Genomic DNA, 14,559 nt, shown 5'->3' with positions numbered 1-14,559 from the left:
CCGACCCACTTATTAAATCTTCACCGCTTGGCGCGCTAACATTTTCCACTGTCCTTTTTGTTTTTGCCAAACGAGCAGAATCGCAATATTAGCGGTTCCTGCTTGCCCTTTGTTGTTGGTTTTGGCAGAAAGCTTGTGGCGAACGATGGCATTGGTGCCCACAATTTTGATGGTTTGTTCGGTCAAATCAATAGTAACAAAATCAGATTCTCCGCTGACAATAGCGCGAACAAACTCCGCTTTGTCTTCCACTTTTCCACTTGAATGCCCGTAGCTAAGGCCGTCAGCAGCAAGGTTTTCGAGGACTGTTTTATCAGCGTCTATCATCGCTTTTTTGAGCGCTTCAACGGCGTTGGCTACCGCTACTTCATCTTTCGACTGTGCTTGCGCTGCCCACGAGCAAACGCTAAGAAAAAGTACTAAGACTATCTTTTTCATCATTATAATTCAACGGGTTTCATTTTTGGTACTAAGAAGTGCATAACCACCCAGGCCAAAACATAGGCTGCTCCGCATACAAAAAACATGATGTAATACGCCGTTTCGATTTGATTAATAGAACGGTAATAGACAAACATGTTTTTCTGAACCAACAGTGAAAGCAAAATACCTCCCAACGCGCCAAACATACCGCCGATTCCAGTGACGGAGGCTGTGGTGTATTTGGGAAACATATCAGAAACTGTCGTGAAAATATTGGCACTCCATGCTTGGTGAGCCGCCGCCGCAAAACCAATGACTAAAACGGCCAACCACATGTTTATACCACCCAAAATTTGAGCAAAAACGATAGGTGACACGCAAAGTGCGTAAACCAACATCGACGTTTTACGGGCTTTAAAGACAGGCCAGCCCATCTTGATGAGATACATAGGCACATAACCTCCACCTACGCTTCCAATCGTGGATAACGTATAAACCAACGCCACAGGAATCGCGATTTCAGTGCCTGTGAGTTTGTATTGGCTTTGGAGAAAATCGGGCAACCAAAACAAGTAAAACCACCAAATAGGGTCAGTGAGGAGTTTACCAAGTGCAAAAGCCCATGTTTGTTTAAAACTCAACAGCTTTGTCCAAGGAACTTGTGGTTTATGTACGTCATTTTTATCGGCCAATACCTCCGCCGCGTCAGAGTGAATGTAATCGTATTCGGCTTTAGAGAGTTTGGGGCTTTTACTTGGCGTTTCGTAAAACATTAGCCAAAGAACCAGCCATATAAAACCCAACATCCCTGTAATAATAAAAGCCCATTGCCAGCCCATTTCAGCCGCGATAAATGGCACAGAAAGCGGGGCTACAATCGCTCCAAAATTGGTGCCTGAGTTGAAAATTCCCGTGGCAAAAGCGCGTTCTTTTTTAGGAAACCACTCTGCTACGGTTTTAATCGCAGCTGGGAAGTTGCCCGCTTCGGTAATACCCAACGCCGAGCGCACGACTGCAAACCCGAAAACCGTATTGACCAAAGCATGGGCTACTGCTGCGAGGCTCCACAGCGTAGTCGCCACTGCATAACCGATTTTGGTACCCAACTTATCCACTAAACGTCCTGCACCAAGCATCCCGAAAGCATAAAATAGTTTAAATGCAATCTCAATGTTGGCATAGTCACCATCGTTCCAATTGAGTTCTTCAGAAAGGGTGGATTTTAGAAGGCTAATAACCTGCCTGTCAAGGTAGTTAATGGTAGTTGCAAAAAACACCAGACCACAAATCGTCCAGCGATAATTACCGATTTTTTCCATTTAGGTAGAAGGGTTTTAATCCTTGTAATGTAGAAGGTTGTTTAGGAGTAACCTTCTACTTTGTAAGGGTTTGGTAATAACTAATTAGAGCACTTATCTTTTGAGTAATTTCTTCGAAATTGCCTGCTTCGACGACATTTTTTGGAAAAAGCTGCGAGCCGATTCCCACGGCGCTTACCCCTGCTCCAAACCATTCTTTGAGGCTTTCTGGCGTGGGTTCTACACCTCCCGTTACCATTACTTTGGTGGCAGGCATGGGGCCTTTAAGCGCTTTCACAAAGCCAGACCCAACCACATTGCCAGGGAAAATCTTCACGATTTCAGCGCCTAGTACGGTGGCGTTATACACCTCTGAGATGGTCATCGCACCTGGCATCCAAGCAATGTTATGTGCTTTACAAACCTCGGCAACATCGGGAGACGTAACGGGTTGTACCAAAAAGTCGGCACCCGCTGCAATGAACTCTTCGGCTTGCTGTCCGTTGAAAATCGTTCCAATACCTAAAGCCATTTCTGGGTAGTTTGTACTTATGTATTGGCGCAATACTTTGAAAACTTCTTTGGCTTTGTCGCCACGATTGGTGAACTCAAACGCCCGAATTCCGCCCTCGTAACACGCCTTGATGATTTGGCAGGTAAGGTCGGCATCGGCATGGTAAAACACGGGGACAATTGGGGCGTTGGCTAAGGTTTGATAGACTTTTTGTGGTTCAAAGGCCATAATGACATTTTTTAATTTGAAAATGTGCTAATTTGAAAATTATAAATTTTGTGTTGATTATCAGGTACTTACAAAAGATAAGGTGTTTAATTGCCGAATTTTCAAGTTTTTTAAACGTTCCAAGTTTTAGGCAGGTTAAACGCATTTAAAAAAACAGCCTCGGAGAGGCAAAACCTTTGTAGAAAAAGTAAACAACCCCCCTCCCTAAAGCCCCATCGGGGCAGCTGACGTTCGGTGAAAGAGGTCACCCCGACGGGGCTTTAGGGGAGAATAATTATTTCTTTCTACGAAGATTTGGCTCCTCTGGAGCAATAAATAGTCACATTTTATTTTAATGCGTTTAACCTGAGTTTTATGTTTAATAGAACTGTAAACTTGGAACGTCTTATCTTAGTTGCTTAACAAACTTTGGAGGGTTTCTTGCACATCCTCTACGCGTTGTTGAGTGGCGTCGCCGTATTCTTGCAGTTTGCCAAAAGCAGCTGCCGCTGCAAAATCAATAATGTCTTGCGGAGCGTGATGTTGGCTTAATCCGTAAATGAGTCCACCCATAAAACAGTCACCGCTGCCGACTTTATCGACTACTTTTTCGGTCGTGAATTCAGGGGAAACGTACTGCTGCCCGTCTTTGTAGAGAGTGGTGTAATACTCAATGCCTTGTCCAAACGCGTCAAAACGGAACGTATGCGCTACCGCTTTGCATTTGGGGTAAGCCGCTTGAAGAGCCTCGGCAGTGGTAATGCTGTGCGCTAGGTACCTTTCTTGGGTATGAACTTCTTCCACCGTTTTATCGACAGGAATGCCCAAAAGCGTATTGGCCGCCCAAATATTGCCCATGATAACATCACAATACTTGACCAGCTCGGGCATGATTTCAACGGGTTTTTTGCCGTATTGCCACAATTTCGCACGGTAATTGAGGTCCACCGAAATGGTCAAGCCTTTGCGGGAAGCAACTTCTAAGGCTTCTTTACAGGCATCGGCTACGTCTTGGTTGAGGGCGGGGCTAATGGCACTAAAATGAAACCAAGAGCAACCTTCCAACACTTCTTCCCAGTTGACTTTCCCTACGGCAAGTTCGGAAAACGACGAAAACGCGCGGTCGTAAATCACGCCTGCGTTTTTGAGGTCAGCGCCTTGAGGAAGGTAATACGCCCCAATTCGGCTTCCAAAATGGCGAATACCTGCGGTATCAATGCCTTTTTGGGTCAAATATTCTTTGATTTCGACCGAAAGTTGGTTTTCAGGCATGATGGTACTGTACCGAACAGGAATGTTCCAATTAGCAAGGGCATTGGCCACATTGAGCTCGGCTCCTCCCACAAACACAGGCATGTTTGCTTGCTTAATCCATTCTCCGTTGAACTGAGGCGAAAAGCGAAGGAGAACTTCCCCAAAGCAGCAAATAGTCCCCAATCCTACGTTATTTTTGATGTCCATAGTGCTATACTTTTAGTACATAGGCGGTTGTGAGCAACCGCCTGTACGAAAAATGAAAACTTAATGAATCTTAGTGCCTTAGTGGTTGAGAAAAAAAGGTTCTAAAATCCAAAGTATTGTTTTGCGTTGTTGTAACAAATGTTCTGAACCACTTGGCCAACCCACTCCATATCGCTGGGGATTTCGCCGTTTTCGATGTCATTCCCGAACATATTACACAAAATACGACGGAAATACTCGTGACGAGGGAACGACAAGAACGAGCGAGAATCGGTGAGCATACCTACAAAACGGCTCAACAAGCCCATGTTCGACAAAGCCGTAATTTGCTTTTCCATGCCGTCTTTTTGGTCTAAAAACCACCATCCCGACCCAAACTGAACCTTACCCGCAATCGACCCGTCGTTGAAGTTGCCAATCATGGTGGCAATCACTTCGTTGTCGGCAGGGTTGAGGTTATAAATAATGGTTTTTGCCAATTGGTCGTATTCGTCCAAACGTCCCAAGAATTTCGACAATGCCATTGCTTGCGACCAGTCACCAATCGAATCCCAGCCTGTATCAGGGCCTAGAAGACGTAAAGCGCGGGCGTTGTTGTTGCGGAGCGCTCCCAAGTGGAACTGCTGTGTCCAGCCAAGTTCGTGGTACATGGTGCCCAAGAAGTGCAAAATGGCGGATTGGTACACCAAGATGTCGTTTTGAGACAGCGTCTGTCCTGCAAGTGCTTTTTGCAAAATGCTATCGGCTGCTTCTGGAGTAAAGTCGGCGGCGTAGATTTGCTCTAGGCCGTGGTCAGACAATTTACAGCCCAAAGAAGCAAAGAAATCGGCGCGTGCACGGAGCGCCTTGGTAAGGTCGTCGTAACGATTGATTTCAAAACCAACGATAGTGCCTAATTTTTGGAGATACGTAGCAAAGTTGGCGTTGCCAATTAAGATAAATTTATCAGGCCGAAAAGCAGGACGCATTTGAACTTCAAACGTCCCTTCTGTAGCTAATTGTTGGTGGTATTCTAACGTATCGAGTGGGTCGTCGGTGGTACATACCACTTCTACGTTCATTTTGCGGAGCAAGTTACGCACCGAATAATCAGGGGTGCGCAGTTTCTCCGAACATTCGTCATAGATACGACGGGCGCTTTTGGGGCTTAAAACTTCGTGAACGTCGAAATAACGCTGCAACTCAAGGTGCGTCCAGTGGTATAGTGGGTTACGAAGGGTATAAGGCACGGTTTCGGCCCATTTTTCAAACTTTTCGTAATCGGTGGCAGCGCCCGTACAATAGTTTTCATTGATACCATTGGTACGCATCGCCCTCCATTTGTAGTGGTCGCCGTACAACCAAATTTGCGTCAGGTTCTCAAACGTTTTGTCGGCTACGATTTGGTCAGGAGGAAGGTGGTTATGGTAATCAATGATAGGCATTTGCTTCGCAAACTCGTGGTAGAGTGTGCGTGCGCTATCGGTTTGGAGTAAAAAATCTTCGTCAAGAAATGTCTTAGTTACCAACATGTCAGTAAATGAGGATTAAATTTAGAGAATCTCGTTCGTTTCGGCTACCTGAGAGGGATGTCTTAGAAAAAAGCTTTCGAGGGATTGTTTTACCCCATTTTCGAGCATATTTTCTAAGTTATCTATGATACTTTGCGTAAAACCAGGTAAAAGCGACAAGTCTGTGTCCCAAAGAGTTTTGTCTTGTAGCACTTTTTCAACTAGCTCTGCGGTATCGTATTGCTGCCATTTTTGGTAGAAATACTCGGCTTTTTCGTCTTGAATGGGGTAAGGAACACCGTTACGTTCACCGAAATACACAAAACCTTCTTTGGCAACGGGCTTCATAAAATACAAGTAAGCAGCAAACCCTAAAGAGAAATATTGAGGAACGCAGTCAAAGATTTCGTAATAACGCAGCAACGTCGCCACGTTTCGCATTTTCATTTTGGAGGTGTAGTTCAGCGTGATGCTAAGCCACTGGTGATTGAGGTGTGGGTTGCGGAAACGGTCAATCACTTGCATTCCAAATCGCTGCGGACGTTTGTCGTCCATCGGGTACGGAATGGCCAAGCCCAATTCGGCCAACATTAAATTGCCGATGAAGGAAGCCATAATTTCGTCTTGCATGGCGCTGATAACCGTGTCATAACCTGCAAGGTAGGCTAAACCGCAGCTAAGTGTATGCGTGCCGTTGAGCAAGCGAAGCTTGAGTTCACGAAACAAGTTAATATCGGGTTCAATAAAAATACCGTCGTCGGTGGTGGCAAACGAGAGTACTTGTTTGACGTGTTCATCGCCTTCAATCGCCCACAAACGAAATACTTCGCTCAACGTCAGTAACTTATCTTCGTAACCTAGTTCATCGTACAACGCTTGGCACGTATCGGCGTCGGGTTTGCCAGGGACGATACGGTCAACGAGCGAGTTGCAAAAGTGATTGGCACTTTCGAGCCAATCAAAGAAGCCCGACTCTAGGCCATTGCGGTGAGCCAGTTCAATCACAATCGACTCCAATTTGGTGCCATTATCAGGAATCAATTCGGTCGGAACAATCACCAAACCTGATTCTTGGCTTCCCCCAAACGCTTTGAAACGAGCGTAAAGAAAGGCCAACAATTTGCCAGGAAACGAAGTAGGAGGTGTGTCTGAAATATCGTCTTGAACCAATTGAATTCCGACCTCAGTGGTATTGGAAAGAATAATCTGTAGTTCAGGATTTTTGGCGCACTCAAGAATAGCCTCCCACTGCGACTTGGCCGAAAGCACGCGGCTGATGGCCGAGCAGATGATGTTTTCTTCGACGAGTTCGTTGTTTTCAATCCCGCGAACACAAAGCGTATATAAACCATCTTGCTCGTCGAAAGCAGCCGAATCGCCCGAGTCAGTCGATTTTACTACTACAATGCGGCCATTGAATACGCCTTGGCGATTGGCTTTGTCAATCAAGTAATCGGGTAAGCCTCGCAGTAATACCCCCGTTCCAAATTGTAAAACTTTTTCGGGAAGGTCGAATAACGATGCCTCAGGTACCACCAAGTTAGGATGTTGGCGAAGTTGAGGTAGTTTGTTTATAGATAGATAGCTCATTTTTTATTTTTTTGGGTTCAATAACCACGATGCTAAGTCTTTGGCGGCCGAAAAATTTTCGTAGGTCATCGGAATGCGGCGGCCGTCGGTATATTCGTTGTAAAGCCAAGGGTCACCCACGGCAAAAACCGTCCCTTTACCGACTTTCGATACGGCCATGATGACGTCGCCTTTTTGCGTGACGAGTGCTTGCGCAGGGGCTTTTACTTCCAACGGAGACAACTCTTTGATGTAAACGGCTTTGGTGTTTTTGAACACTGCATTCCCCACTGGAATGTCCACGCGTCCTTGTTCCCACTGCTGTCCTTGTACCATGTTGACGTTTTTGGATAAAAACTGGAGCCCAAATTCTTTGGCCAAACGGTTGAAGTGAGGATGTTCGCAGTTGGATGTGTCATTAGACATCAGCACAAGCGTTCCGCCTGCTTTTACCCAAGCGCTGATGGCTTTGATGTCGCCCTCTTGGACAAAATTTGGGGCAGCAGTTTCTTTCTTGGTGTCGGGGTCAACGATGATATAGACGTTGACATTTTTGAGGTTAGCAGCGGTTGGGGCGGCTGTAATGCTGGTGGTTTTGGCCCCTAAATCCCGAAAAATAGTTCCCCAAAGCCAAAAACCTGAATGTTGGCGGTCTTCCCACGTGTAGTGAAATTGCTCTTGGTTGCCATTGTGGTCTCTTCTGAATTCATGATTAAAATAATAATCAGCAGCTACCACTTTGCCTTTTCCGAGGCTGTTTTCTGCTGCAATTTCCATTTCTACGCTGGCAAAAATAAACGGCCCCACACCTTTGAGGTCGTTTTTGCGGATTGGCTCGCTCAAGTAATATTCGTAAGTGCCATCGCGGTAAGGAGAGCCTCCGAGGCCACCCACGCTCACCGTTTTGTTAAGGCTGATGGTGCCATTGGCTTCTTCTTCCACAAATTCCTTCAAAATACCCGCGTATCCTTTTTTGGCCGAAGCAAGGTAAGTGGCAGGCAAATACCCCATCCGTACGCCTTTGGCGAGGGCATACACAAACATACACGAAGCCGATGCTTCAAAGTAGTTTCCTTTGCGCGTTCCTTGGGTAGTCATTTGGTACCACACGCCCGACTTGGCGTCTTGGTATTTTACCAATGCAGGGGCAAGGCGCTGAAGGTATTTGATAAGATTGGCGTGTTCAGGATGGTTGGCGGGCATATAATCTAAGACATCGACCAATGCCATGGCGTACCAGCCAATCGCTCTGCTCCAAAAGTGAGGCGAAAGACCCGTTTTGGGGTCTGCCCATTTTTGCTCTTTACTTTCGTCGTACGCGTGGTAAACCAAGCCCGTTTTGGGGTCAACGGCGTATTTTTCGATGAGGGCAAACTGTTTGGCAATGTGGTCGAAATGCTCAGGATGGTTAAAAATAAGGCTGTACTCAGCAGCAAAAGGCTCGGCCATGAAGAGGCCGTCGAGCCACATTTGGTAAGGGTAACGCTTTTTGTGCCAAAATCCACCTTCTTTGGTTTGGGGTTGGTTCTCAATTTGCTTCCAAAGCAAATCGGCGGCTTTGCGGTATTTGTCTTTGTCGGGTTGGGTTTGTTGGTACAAGGTCAACAAAGCCCGACCCGTAGGTATATTATCAAGGTTAAAATCGTCGTATTTGTACGTGCGGATGGAGCCGTCTTTTTGAACATAGCGATCCATGTCGCGGCGCACGTACTCGAAATATTTGCCGTTTCCTGTCCGATTCCATACTTTTTCAATGGCTTTGCACATCAAGCCCTGCTCATAATCCCAACTGGCAGGTTTGTTTTCTTTGACCGCGATGGAGTCTTTGTGCCAAGTCATAAACGACTCAGCCATGCGTACCGAATAGGGGGCTTTTTGGGCGGTAGCTGTGTAGGCTACCAACATACCTACGATGAGATGTAGAAGAACGCGTTTCATATTGATAGTTAAAAAATGGAGGCTAAAAGTAATGACTGTTTGTGGTACTGCTTTCCTGTACCTTAGGCTACAAAAAATCTTCGCGGAGTGGGTTAAATACGTCGATGAGTACACCTTCTTCGTGACATACCGCGCCATGCAATACATTGGAAGGTACAAAATAGACATCTCCTGCTTGAAGCAAACGACTTTCGTCTCCAATCGTCACCTCAAAGGCCCCACTGGCGACGTAGCTAATTTGTAAATGAGGATGCTTGTGCATAGTACCTATTCCTCCCTGTAAAAAGGCTACTTTAACCAACATTAATTCGTTGGAGAAGGACATAATCTTCCGTTGGATTTTATCGTCAACTTTTTCCCAAGGGATGTCACCGTCGGCTACCAAGGCTTTCTCGAATGCAGGATGAATAGAAGAGTTCAAAATTGTATTTTTTAGCTATGAATGTGTTGGCTTTGACTACCAAGGTTGTAGTTTGGTAGGATTGAGTTTATTTTTAATTATGGAGTAAATCAACGATTTGCGCCGATATTTTTACGCAATCGTTACCGATAACGTTTGCAAAATTGTACTTAACAAAAAATAGATTGTAATCAGGCAAGAAAACGCCATTTATTGACGCTTTGCTTCAATAAAAACTACGCATAAAATATTGGCCTAAAAATTAGACTTTTCAAAGTTTTTGGTCGTCCTTCCAACGCACTTTTGTAGTTTTGCATTTGTAGTGCTTCGCATTCTCTCTTCAACTCACCTCCCATGAATCAGACCAACAGTGTTTTTCTCATTACCCTTGGCATTGCCACAATGGGTTTTTTGATTAAAAAATTTGATTTTGTGACCGAAAAAGACGGAAAATCAATCTCTAAATTTCTGATGCACACGACGTTCCCTGCGTTGATGATTGTCAGCACGATTCGCATTGATTTTAAACCCGCCTTGTTTTTTAGCCCTTTGCTTTGCATTGCTTTGGGGTCAATAATGACACTTATTGGCTGGTTTTGGTTTTCGGGTTATTCCGACCGCCTGAGAGGAATGCTGACCATGGCCTGCGGGGGGCTCAATGTAGGTTTGTTTGCCTTTCCTATTATTGAGGGAATTTGGGGTAGAGAAGGACTGGTTTACGTCGCGATGTTCGACATTGGTAATACCATCATTACCTTCGGATTGGTTTATTCGGTGGGGAGTTATTTTGCGGTAAAAGAAGAAGGAGCTTCCGTAGAATTTAAAAAAGTGCTGCGAAAAGTACTCCAATTGCCGCCGCTACAAGCCATGTTTATTGGCCTAACTATCAACGCGCTCGACATCGAACTTCCGACCGTTGCCTACGATTTTTTGGACGTACTGGCCAAAGCCAACAAGCCGTTGGTGCTTTTACTGATGGGGATTTACATGAGTTTTGCCCTCGAAAAGAGCCAAGTATGGGCGGTGGCAAAGGTTCTAGCTATTCGGTATGGCTGTGGGCTATTGGCGGTGGTGTTGCTTTACACGTTTGTTCCTGAGCCTTCCATGTTTCGTAATGTGCTGATTGTCTGCGTAATTCTGCCAATTGGAATGACGATTCTTCCCTTTGCGGACGAACTCAATTACGATTCTCGAATCGCGGGGGTATTGGTCAATGTGTCTTTGATTATTAGCTTTCTATTGATGTGGGGGCTTGTGGTAGGATTGCATTTAGCCTAGCGTCTCCTATAAAATCAGCAACCCATTTTCACGAAGTTTTTTCCACGTTGGCGTTTTGGCGAAAGCGCTAAAACTTCCCAATTGGGCTGCTTCAAACTCCGTTTGTAATTGTTGGAAAGCAAGTGGTTGTTCAAAAAGGTGAATCGCGATTTTTGGAAACAACCCTTCCCAAAAATGTGCTTGTTGGGCAGGAAGTTGAATGCTCCAATCGTGTTTTTTATCGTAAAAATGGAGTTCGGCCAATTCGATTACTTTTTTTCCTTGTTTTACCTCAAAATACTCCACATTAGGGAGCTTCCCAAGCCAAATCACAAACGCATTTTTACGGACGCTATCTTCATTTTGCGCCATTTGCCGCTGAATGTAATTCGATGGAATGGTCGTCGTAGGTACTTTTGAATCAAACCATTTTGAAAGAGGAATATCAAAACCTACTCCGTGCATGTAATTAAAGAGTGACTTACGAAGCCCTTCGCTGTACAAATCGTGGTTGGCACCTTTGGGGTCGTCGTGGTACAAATCATTATCGGCAAAACCTCCGAAGCTAGGCCCAATGCGCTGCACGTCGAAAGCGTCGGGCGCCAAACCCACGGGGCTGTGGGAAGTCATGGCAAAACGGTGCCAAAAACCTGATTGGAGAACGCCGTTTTCGAACAATTGACGCACCATTTCGAGCGAATCAATGGTTTCTTGAGCCGTTTGTGTCGGAAATCCGTACATCAAATAGGCGTGAACCATGATGCCCGCTTGGGTAAACCCATCGGCTACGCGTGCTACTTGTCCTACAGTTACCCCTTTTTTCATCATCGCCAACAAGCGGTCAGAAGCGACTTCTAATCCGCCCGACATGGCAATGCAGCCTGAGGCTTTGAGTAATAAAGATAAATCGTGGGTGAAGTTTTTTTCAAAACGAATATTGGTCCACCAAACGACGGTTAGCTTGCGGCGGATGATTTCAATCGCTACGTCGCGAAGCAAAGCGGGCGGCGCGGCCTCGTCCACAAAATGAAAGCCATTTTGCTGGGTTTTGGCAATAATCTCTTCGATTCGGTCGCAAATCAGCGCGGCCGTGAGAGGTTCATAGTTTTTGATATAATCCAGCGAAATGTCACAGAAAGAACATTTTCCCCAGTAGCAGCCGTGGGCAAGGGTCAGTTTGTTCCAGCGCCCATCGCTCCAAAGGCGGTGCATTGGATTGACAATTTCGATAACCGAAAGGTAGTCCAATAAACATAAGTCGGAATAATCGGGCGTCCCCGTGTCTCGTTGCGCTACGTCTTTTTCCGAAGCACCGTTGTAATAAACGACTTGGTTGTCGGTACGCGCAAACGTCCGTTTGAGCGAAGACAAAGAGCGTTTTTCTTCTAGGTATTGGAGCAATGTGCGCAGAGGAGCCTCGCCGTCGTCGAGGCATACAAAGTCAAGGTAATCAAATACGCGCGGGTCCGAAAGTGAGCGCAGTTCGGTATTACAAAAGCCACCTCCCATCACGATTTTTACGTCAGGATAGTGTTTTTTGAGGTACTGACCACATTTTAGTGCTCCAAACAAATTGCCTGGAAAAGGCACACTCAAACAAACGACGGTAGGCTGGAATGCCCCCATTTTTTGTTCCAATAACTCATGGAGAAAAACGGTAATAAGCGTATCAGGCTTTTGAAGTTCGGCCAAGAGTTCGTCAAAATGCGTAGCAGTGCGTCCTAAGCGTTCGGCGTAGCGGCTAAATCCAAAATGAGGGTCGATGGCTTCTTGCAGAAAATCGCCCAAATCTTCCAAGTAGAGAGTTGCCAAATGGCGGGCTTTATCCTGCGTACCCATGGTTCCAAACGCCCAATCGAGGTCTTCCACGTCTTTGAAGCGGGATGCTTCGGGCAAATAGGTGCGGTCGCAGATGCTGTGGGCGAGGGTGGGATTTTTATTTTGTAGAAAAGAAATGACGGGTTCAATGGTCGCGATGTATTCGTCGCGAAGGTGATAGACACGAAACGCGTTTTCGGTAAGCTCTATGTCATGCTCGGCTTTTTCGAGGGCATCGAAGAGTTGGGTAAGCCCTTGGGCCGAAAATAGCTTCAAAATGACTTCAATCCCCAAATCGGCTTGGTGAGAAACAACGCCCAGCGTGTTCAGAAACCCCTTGATGTAAGCCGTAGCAGGGTAGGGGGTATTCAGCTGAGTGAAAGGCGGAGTGAGTAGTAAAACCTTTTGCAACTGCTATTTTGTAAAGTCTTCGACCAATTCTTCGGCTTTGGCAAGCGCAGTTTCTAAATCATCATTGACCAGAATAACGTCAAATTTATCTTGGAATGACATTTCAAATTTTACCTTGAAGAGTCGTTTAGACAAGCTGTCTTCGGTTTCTGTCCCGCGTGACATGAGGCGTTCTTTGATTGCTTCTTCGCTGGGAGCTTTCACAAAGATGGCCAATGCCCGCTCTTGGAAATACTCTTTTAGCTTGAGCCCACCTTTTACGTCAACGTCAAAAACGACGTGTTTGCCGCTGGCCCACAAGCGTTCGATTTCTGATTTTAACGTACCGTAGTAGCCTCCAGGATATACTTCTTCCCATTCAACAAACTCGTTGTTGTCAATTCTTTTCTTAAAATCGTCGGGCGTAAGAAAGTAATAGTCTTTGCCATCCACTTCGTTGCGGCCACGGCGGTCGCGGGTGCAGGCCGAAATAGAAAAGCCTAAGTTGTTGTACTTAGTAAGAAGGTGTCTAACGATAGTGGTTTTACCAGAACCAGACGGGGCGGAGAAGATGATGAGTTTTCCTTCCAAAGCGTATTATATATTGAGTTTGGCTTTGATTGTAGCGACGAGATTGTCGGGGCAAAGGCGTTTATCAATTTTCGATTGAAGAGATTCTTTGACGCACTTTTCGAGGTGATACATTTTGATGCAATGCAAGCAGTGGTCCATGTTCTTTCGGAAGTGATCCTTCTCGTCCTCGGTTGCTCCTCCATCTAAGACCGCCTGAATCTTTTTCAGACACTCTGCGTGGTGCTCGCAGTACTCTTTCTGATACTTCGTGTTCTCTGTGGCAGAAGGTGACGATTGCATATCCAATACTATTGTAAAGGTTCAATGAATTCTTTGAATCTTTCTGTTTTTTTGTTATTTATTATAAAAAGGAATTCTTCAAAGAAAAAGTTCACGAATACTTCTGAGCTTCCTGTTGGGCAGTGTAAACGACTTTTTATTTTCTAATCTCCCTGTTATTCAAACTAAACCAATTTAACCAAGCAAATCGTTCACCAACAACACAAATGTTTATGAGCAAACATTTTGGGTGTCTGCTTTTGGTGATTTTTTCTGCGCGTTAGCCCGCAAGAAAAGGGTGGTTATGATTGCTACTCTTCGTCAGTATCGTAGCCCATTGAAGCGGCATACGTTCTGAGTTTGTCTTTGAGGAGATTCCGAGCACGGTGCAGACGAGAACGAACTGTACCAATTGGAATATCCAGAATCTTAGCCATCTCTTCGTAGGTAAACCCTTCGATGTCACAAAGGATAATAACCGTACGAAAATCGACGGGCAACGAATTAAGGGCCGTAGCCACTTCGTCGCCAATCATGTCTTGGACAGTCTCGACGCGCAAGTCGGTCGTATGGTCAACTTCTGCGGCTTCTTCCGAGTTGTAGGTAGTCTCTACTTCTTGGTAATCGACTTTAGAAGGTTCCTTACTACGCTTACGGTAGTCGTTGATAAAACTGTTTTTCAGGATTCTGAACAACCACGCTTTGGCATTAGTTCCCCGCTCGAAGGAAGAAATAAAACGGAAAGCTTTTAAATAGGTATCTTGGACAAGGTCGTTGGCATCGTCCTCGTCCATGGTTAGCCTAAAGGCAAAGTTGTACATGGAGTTTATGTGGGGCATAAACTCGCGGTTGAAGATGTCGTTGCGCTCTGTGTCGCTGTACGACGTTTCGGAGGCGGCTAAAGGTATTTCTTCGATTTCTTCTGACATAATGACTGACATG

The 14,559-nt window shown here is 45.6% G+C and carries 13 protein-coding genes; 1 reads left to right on the top strand and 12 read right to left on the bottom strand.

Annotated features, from left to right (window positions below; translation table 11 throughout):
* Positions 1–12 precede the first annotated feature (12 nt).
* The 8 genes from FHS57_RS22225 to FHS57_RS22190 all read right to left on the bottom strand — a co-directional run bounded on the left by FHS57_RS22225 (position 13) and on the right by FHS57_RS22190 (position 9,321).
* Positions 13–441 carry a nuclear transport factor 2 family protein gene (locus FHS57_RS22225; RefSeq protein WP_310587014.1) on the bottom strand — a complete coding sequence of 143 codons (429 nt, stop codon included), beginning with the start codon at positions 439–441 and terminating at the stop codon, positions 13–15.
* Entirely contained in the window at positions 441–1,742 is a 1,302-nt protein-coding gene (locus FHS57_RS22220; RefSeq protein WP_183977512.1) for an MFS transporter, read from the bottom strand. The genes FHS57_RS22225 and FHS57_RS22220 overlap by 1 nt, the downstream gene beginning before the upstream one ends.
* A gap of 55 nt (positions 1,743–1,797) precedes the next feature.
* Positions 1,798–2,463 carry a bifunctional 4-hydroxy-2-oxoglutarate aldolase/2-dehydro-3-deoxy-phosphogluconate aldolase gene (locus tag FHS57_RS22215; RefSeq protein WP_183977510.1) on the bottom strand — a complete coding sequence of 222 codons (666 nt, stop codon included), beginning with the start codon at positions 2,461–2,463 and terminating at the stop codon, positions 1,798–1,800.
* Positions 2,464–2,853: 390 nt separating this feature from the next.
* A complete protein-coding gene (locus FHS57_RS22210) occupies positions 2,854–3,903 on the bottom strand; it encodes a sugar kinase (RefSeq protein WP_229601420.1) in 1,050 nt (349 codons plus the stop codon).
* A 101-nt stretch (positions 3,904–4,004) separates the two neighbouring features.
* The gene (uxaC, locus tag FHS57_RS22205) at positions 4,005–5,414 is read right to left on the bottom strand and encodes a glucuronate isomerase (RefSeq protein WP_183977508.1); all 1,410 of its coding nucleotides are present in this window, start codon (positions 5,412–5,414) and stop codon (positions 4,005–4,007) included.
* Between the two features lie 21 nt (positions 5,415–5,435).
* A complete protein-coding gene (locus FHS57_RS22200; protein ID WP_183977507.1) occupies positions 5,436–6,983 on the bottom strand; it encodes a tagaturonate reductase in 1,548 nt (515 codons plus the stop codon).
* Positions 6,984–6,986: 3 nt separating this feature from the next.
* A complete protein-coding gene (locus FHS57_RS22195; RefSeq protein ID WP_183977506.1) occupies positions 6,987–8,900 on the bottom strand; it encodes a glycoside hydrolase family 88 protein in 1,914 nt (637 codons plus the stop codon).
* A 67-nt stretch (positions 8,901–8,967) separates the two neighbouring features.
* Positions 8,968–9,321, bottom strand: coding sequence for a cupin domain-containing protein (locus FHS57_RS22190; RefSeq protein WP_229601419.1), 354 nt, complete (start codon positions 9,319–9,321; stop codon positions 8,968–8,970).
* Positions 9,322–9,654: 333 nt separating this feature from the next.
* Between FHS57_RS22190 and FHS57_RS22185 the strand changes: the two genes are divergently transcribed.
* The gene (locus FHS57_RS22185; RefSeq protein WP_183977504.1) at positions 9,655–10,578 is read left to right on the top strand and encodes an AEC family transporter; all 924 of its coding nucleotides are present in this window, start codon (positions 9,655–9,657) and stop codon (positions 10,576–10,578) included.
* A 6-nt stretch (positions 10,579–10,584) separates the two neighbouring features.
* Here FHS57_RS22185 and FHS57_RS22180 read toward each other — a convergent pair whose 3' ends face one another.
* The 4 genes from FHS57_RS22180 to FHS57_RS22165 all read right to left on the bottom strand — a co-directional run bounded on the left by FHS57_RS22180 (position 10,585) and on the right by FHS57_RS22165 (position 14,558).
* The gene (locus tag FHS57_RS22180) at positions 10,585–12,786 is read right to left on the bottom strand and encodes a B12-binding domain-containing radical SAM protein (protein WP_183977502.1); all 2,202 of its coding nucleotides are present in this window, start codon (positions 12,784–12,786) and stop codon (positions 10,585–10,587) included.
* A 3-nt stretch (positions 12,787–12,789) separates the two neighbouring features.
* Entirely contained in the window at positions 12,790–13,356 is a 567-nt protein-coding gene (gene gmk / locus FHS57_RS22175) for a guanylate kinase (protein ID WP_183977500.1), read from the bottom strand.
* A 6-nt stretch (positions 13,357–13,362) separates the two neighbouring features.
* Positions 13,363–13,638: a hypothetical protein gene (locus FHS57_RS22170; RefSeq protein ID WP_221225696.1), complete on the bottom strand. Its 276-nt coding sequence runs from the start codon at positions 13,636–13,638 to the stop codon at positions 13,363–13,365.
* Between the two features lie 290 nt (positions 13,639–13,928).
* On the bottom strand, positions 13,929–14,558 hold the full coding sequence (locus FHS57_RS22165; protein ID WP_183977498.1) for a sigma-70 family RNA polymerase sigma factor: 630 nt from the start codon (positions 14,556–14,558) through the stop codon (positions 13,929–13,931).
* Between the last annotated feature and the right edge of the window lies 1 nt (position 14,559).

The sequence above is a fragment of the Runella defluvii genome (assembly GCF_014195535.1).
GTDB lineage: Bacteria > Bacteroidota > Bacteroidia > Cytophagales > Spirosomataceae > Runella > Runella defluvii.
This window is presented reverse-complemented; position numbering and strand designations above follow the sequence as displayed.

Excerpts from the sequence above, each read along its gene's own strand:
- FHS57_RS22225 (WP_310587014.1), bottom strand. The coding sequence starts at position 441 with ATGATGAAAAAGATAGTCTTAGTACTTTTTCTTAGCGTTTGCTCGTGG.
- FHS57_RS22220 (WP_183977512.1), bottom strand. The coding sequence starts at position 1,742 with ATGGAAAAAATCGGTAATTATCGCTGGACGATTTGTGGTCTGGTGTTT.
- FHS57_RS22170 (WP_221225696.1), bottom strand. The coding sequence starts at position 13,638 with ATGCAATCGTCACCTTCTGCCACAGAGAACACGAAGTATCAGAAAGAG.
- FHS57_RS22195 (WP_183977506.1), bottom strand. The coding sequence starts at position 8,900 with ATGAAACGCGTTCTTCTACATCTCATCGTAGGTATGTTGGTAGCCTAC.
- FHS57_RS22185 (WP_183977504.1), top strand. The coding sequence starts at position 9,655 with ATGAATCAGACCAACAGTGTTTTTCTCATTACCCTTGGCATTGCCACA.
- FHS57_RS22165 (WP_183977498.1), bottom strand. The coding sequence starts at position 14,558 with ATGTCAGTCATTATGTCAGAAGAAATCGAAGAAATACCTTTAGCCGCC.
- FHS57_RS22210 (WP_229601420.1), bottom strand. The coding sequence starts at position 3,903 with ATGGACATCAAAAATAACGTAGGATTGGGGACTATTTGCTGCTTTGGG.
- FHS57_RS22200 (WP_183977507.1), bottom strand. The coding sequence starts at position 6,983 with ATGAGCTATCTATCTATAAACAAACTACCTCAACTTCGCCAACATCCT.
- uxaC (WP_183977508.1), bottom strand. The coding sequence starts at position 5,414 with ATGTTGGTAACTAAGACATTTCTTGACGAAGATTTTTTACTCCAAACC.
- FHS57_RS22215 (WP_183977510.1), bottom strand. The coding sequence starts at position 2,463 with ATGGCCTTTGAACCACAAAAAGTCTATCAAACCTTAGCCAACGCCCCA.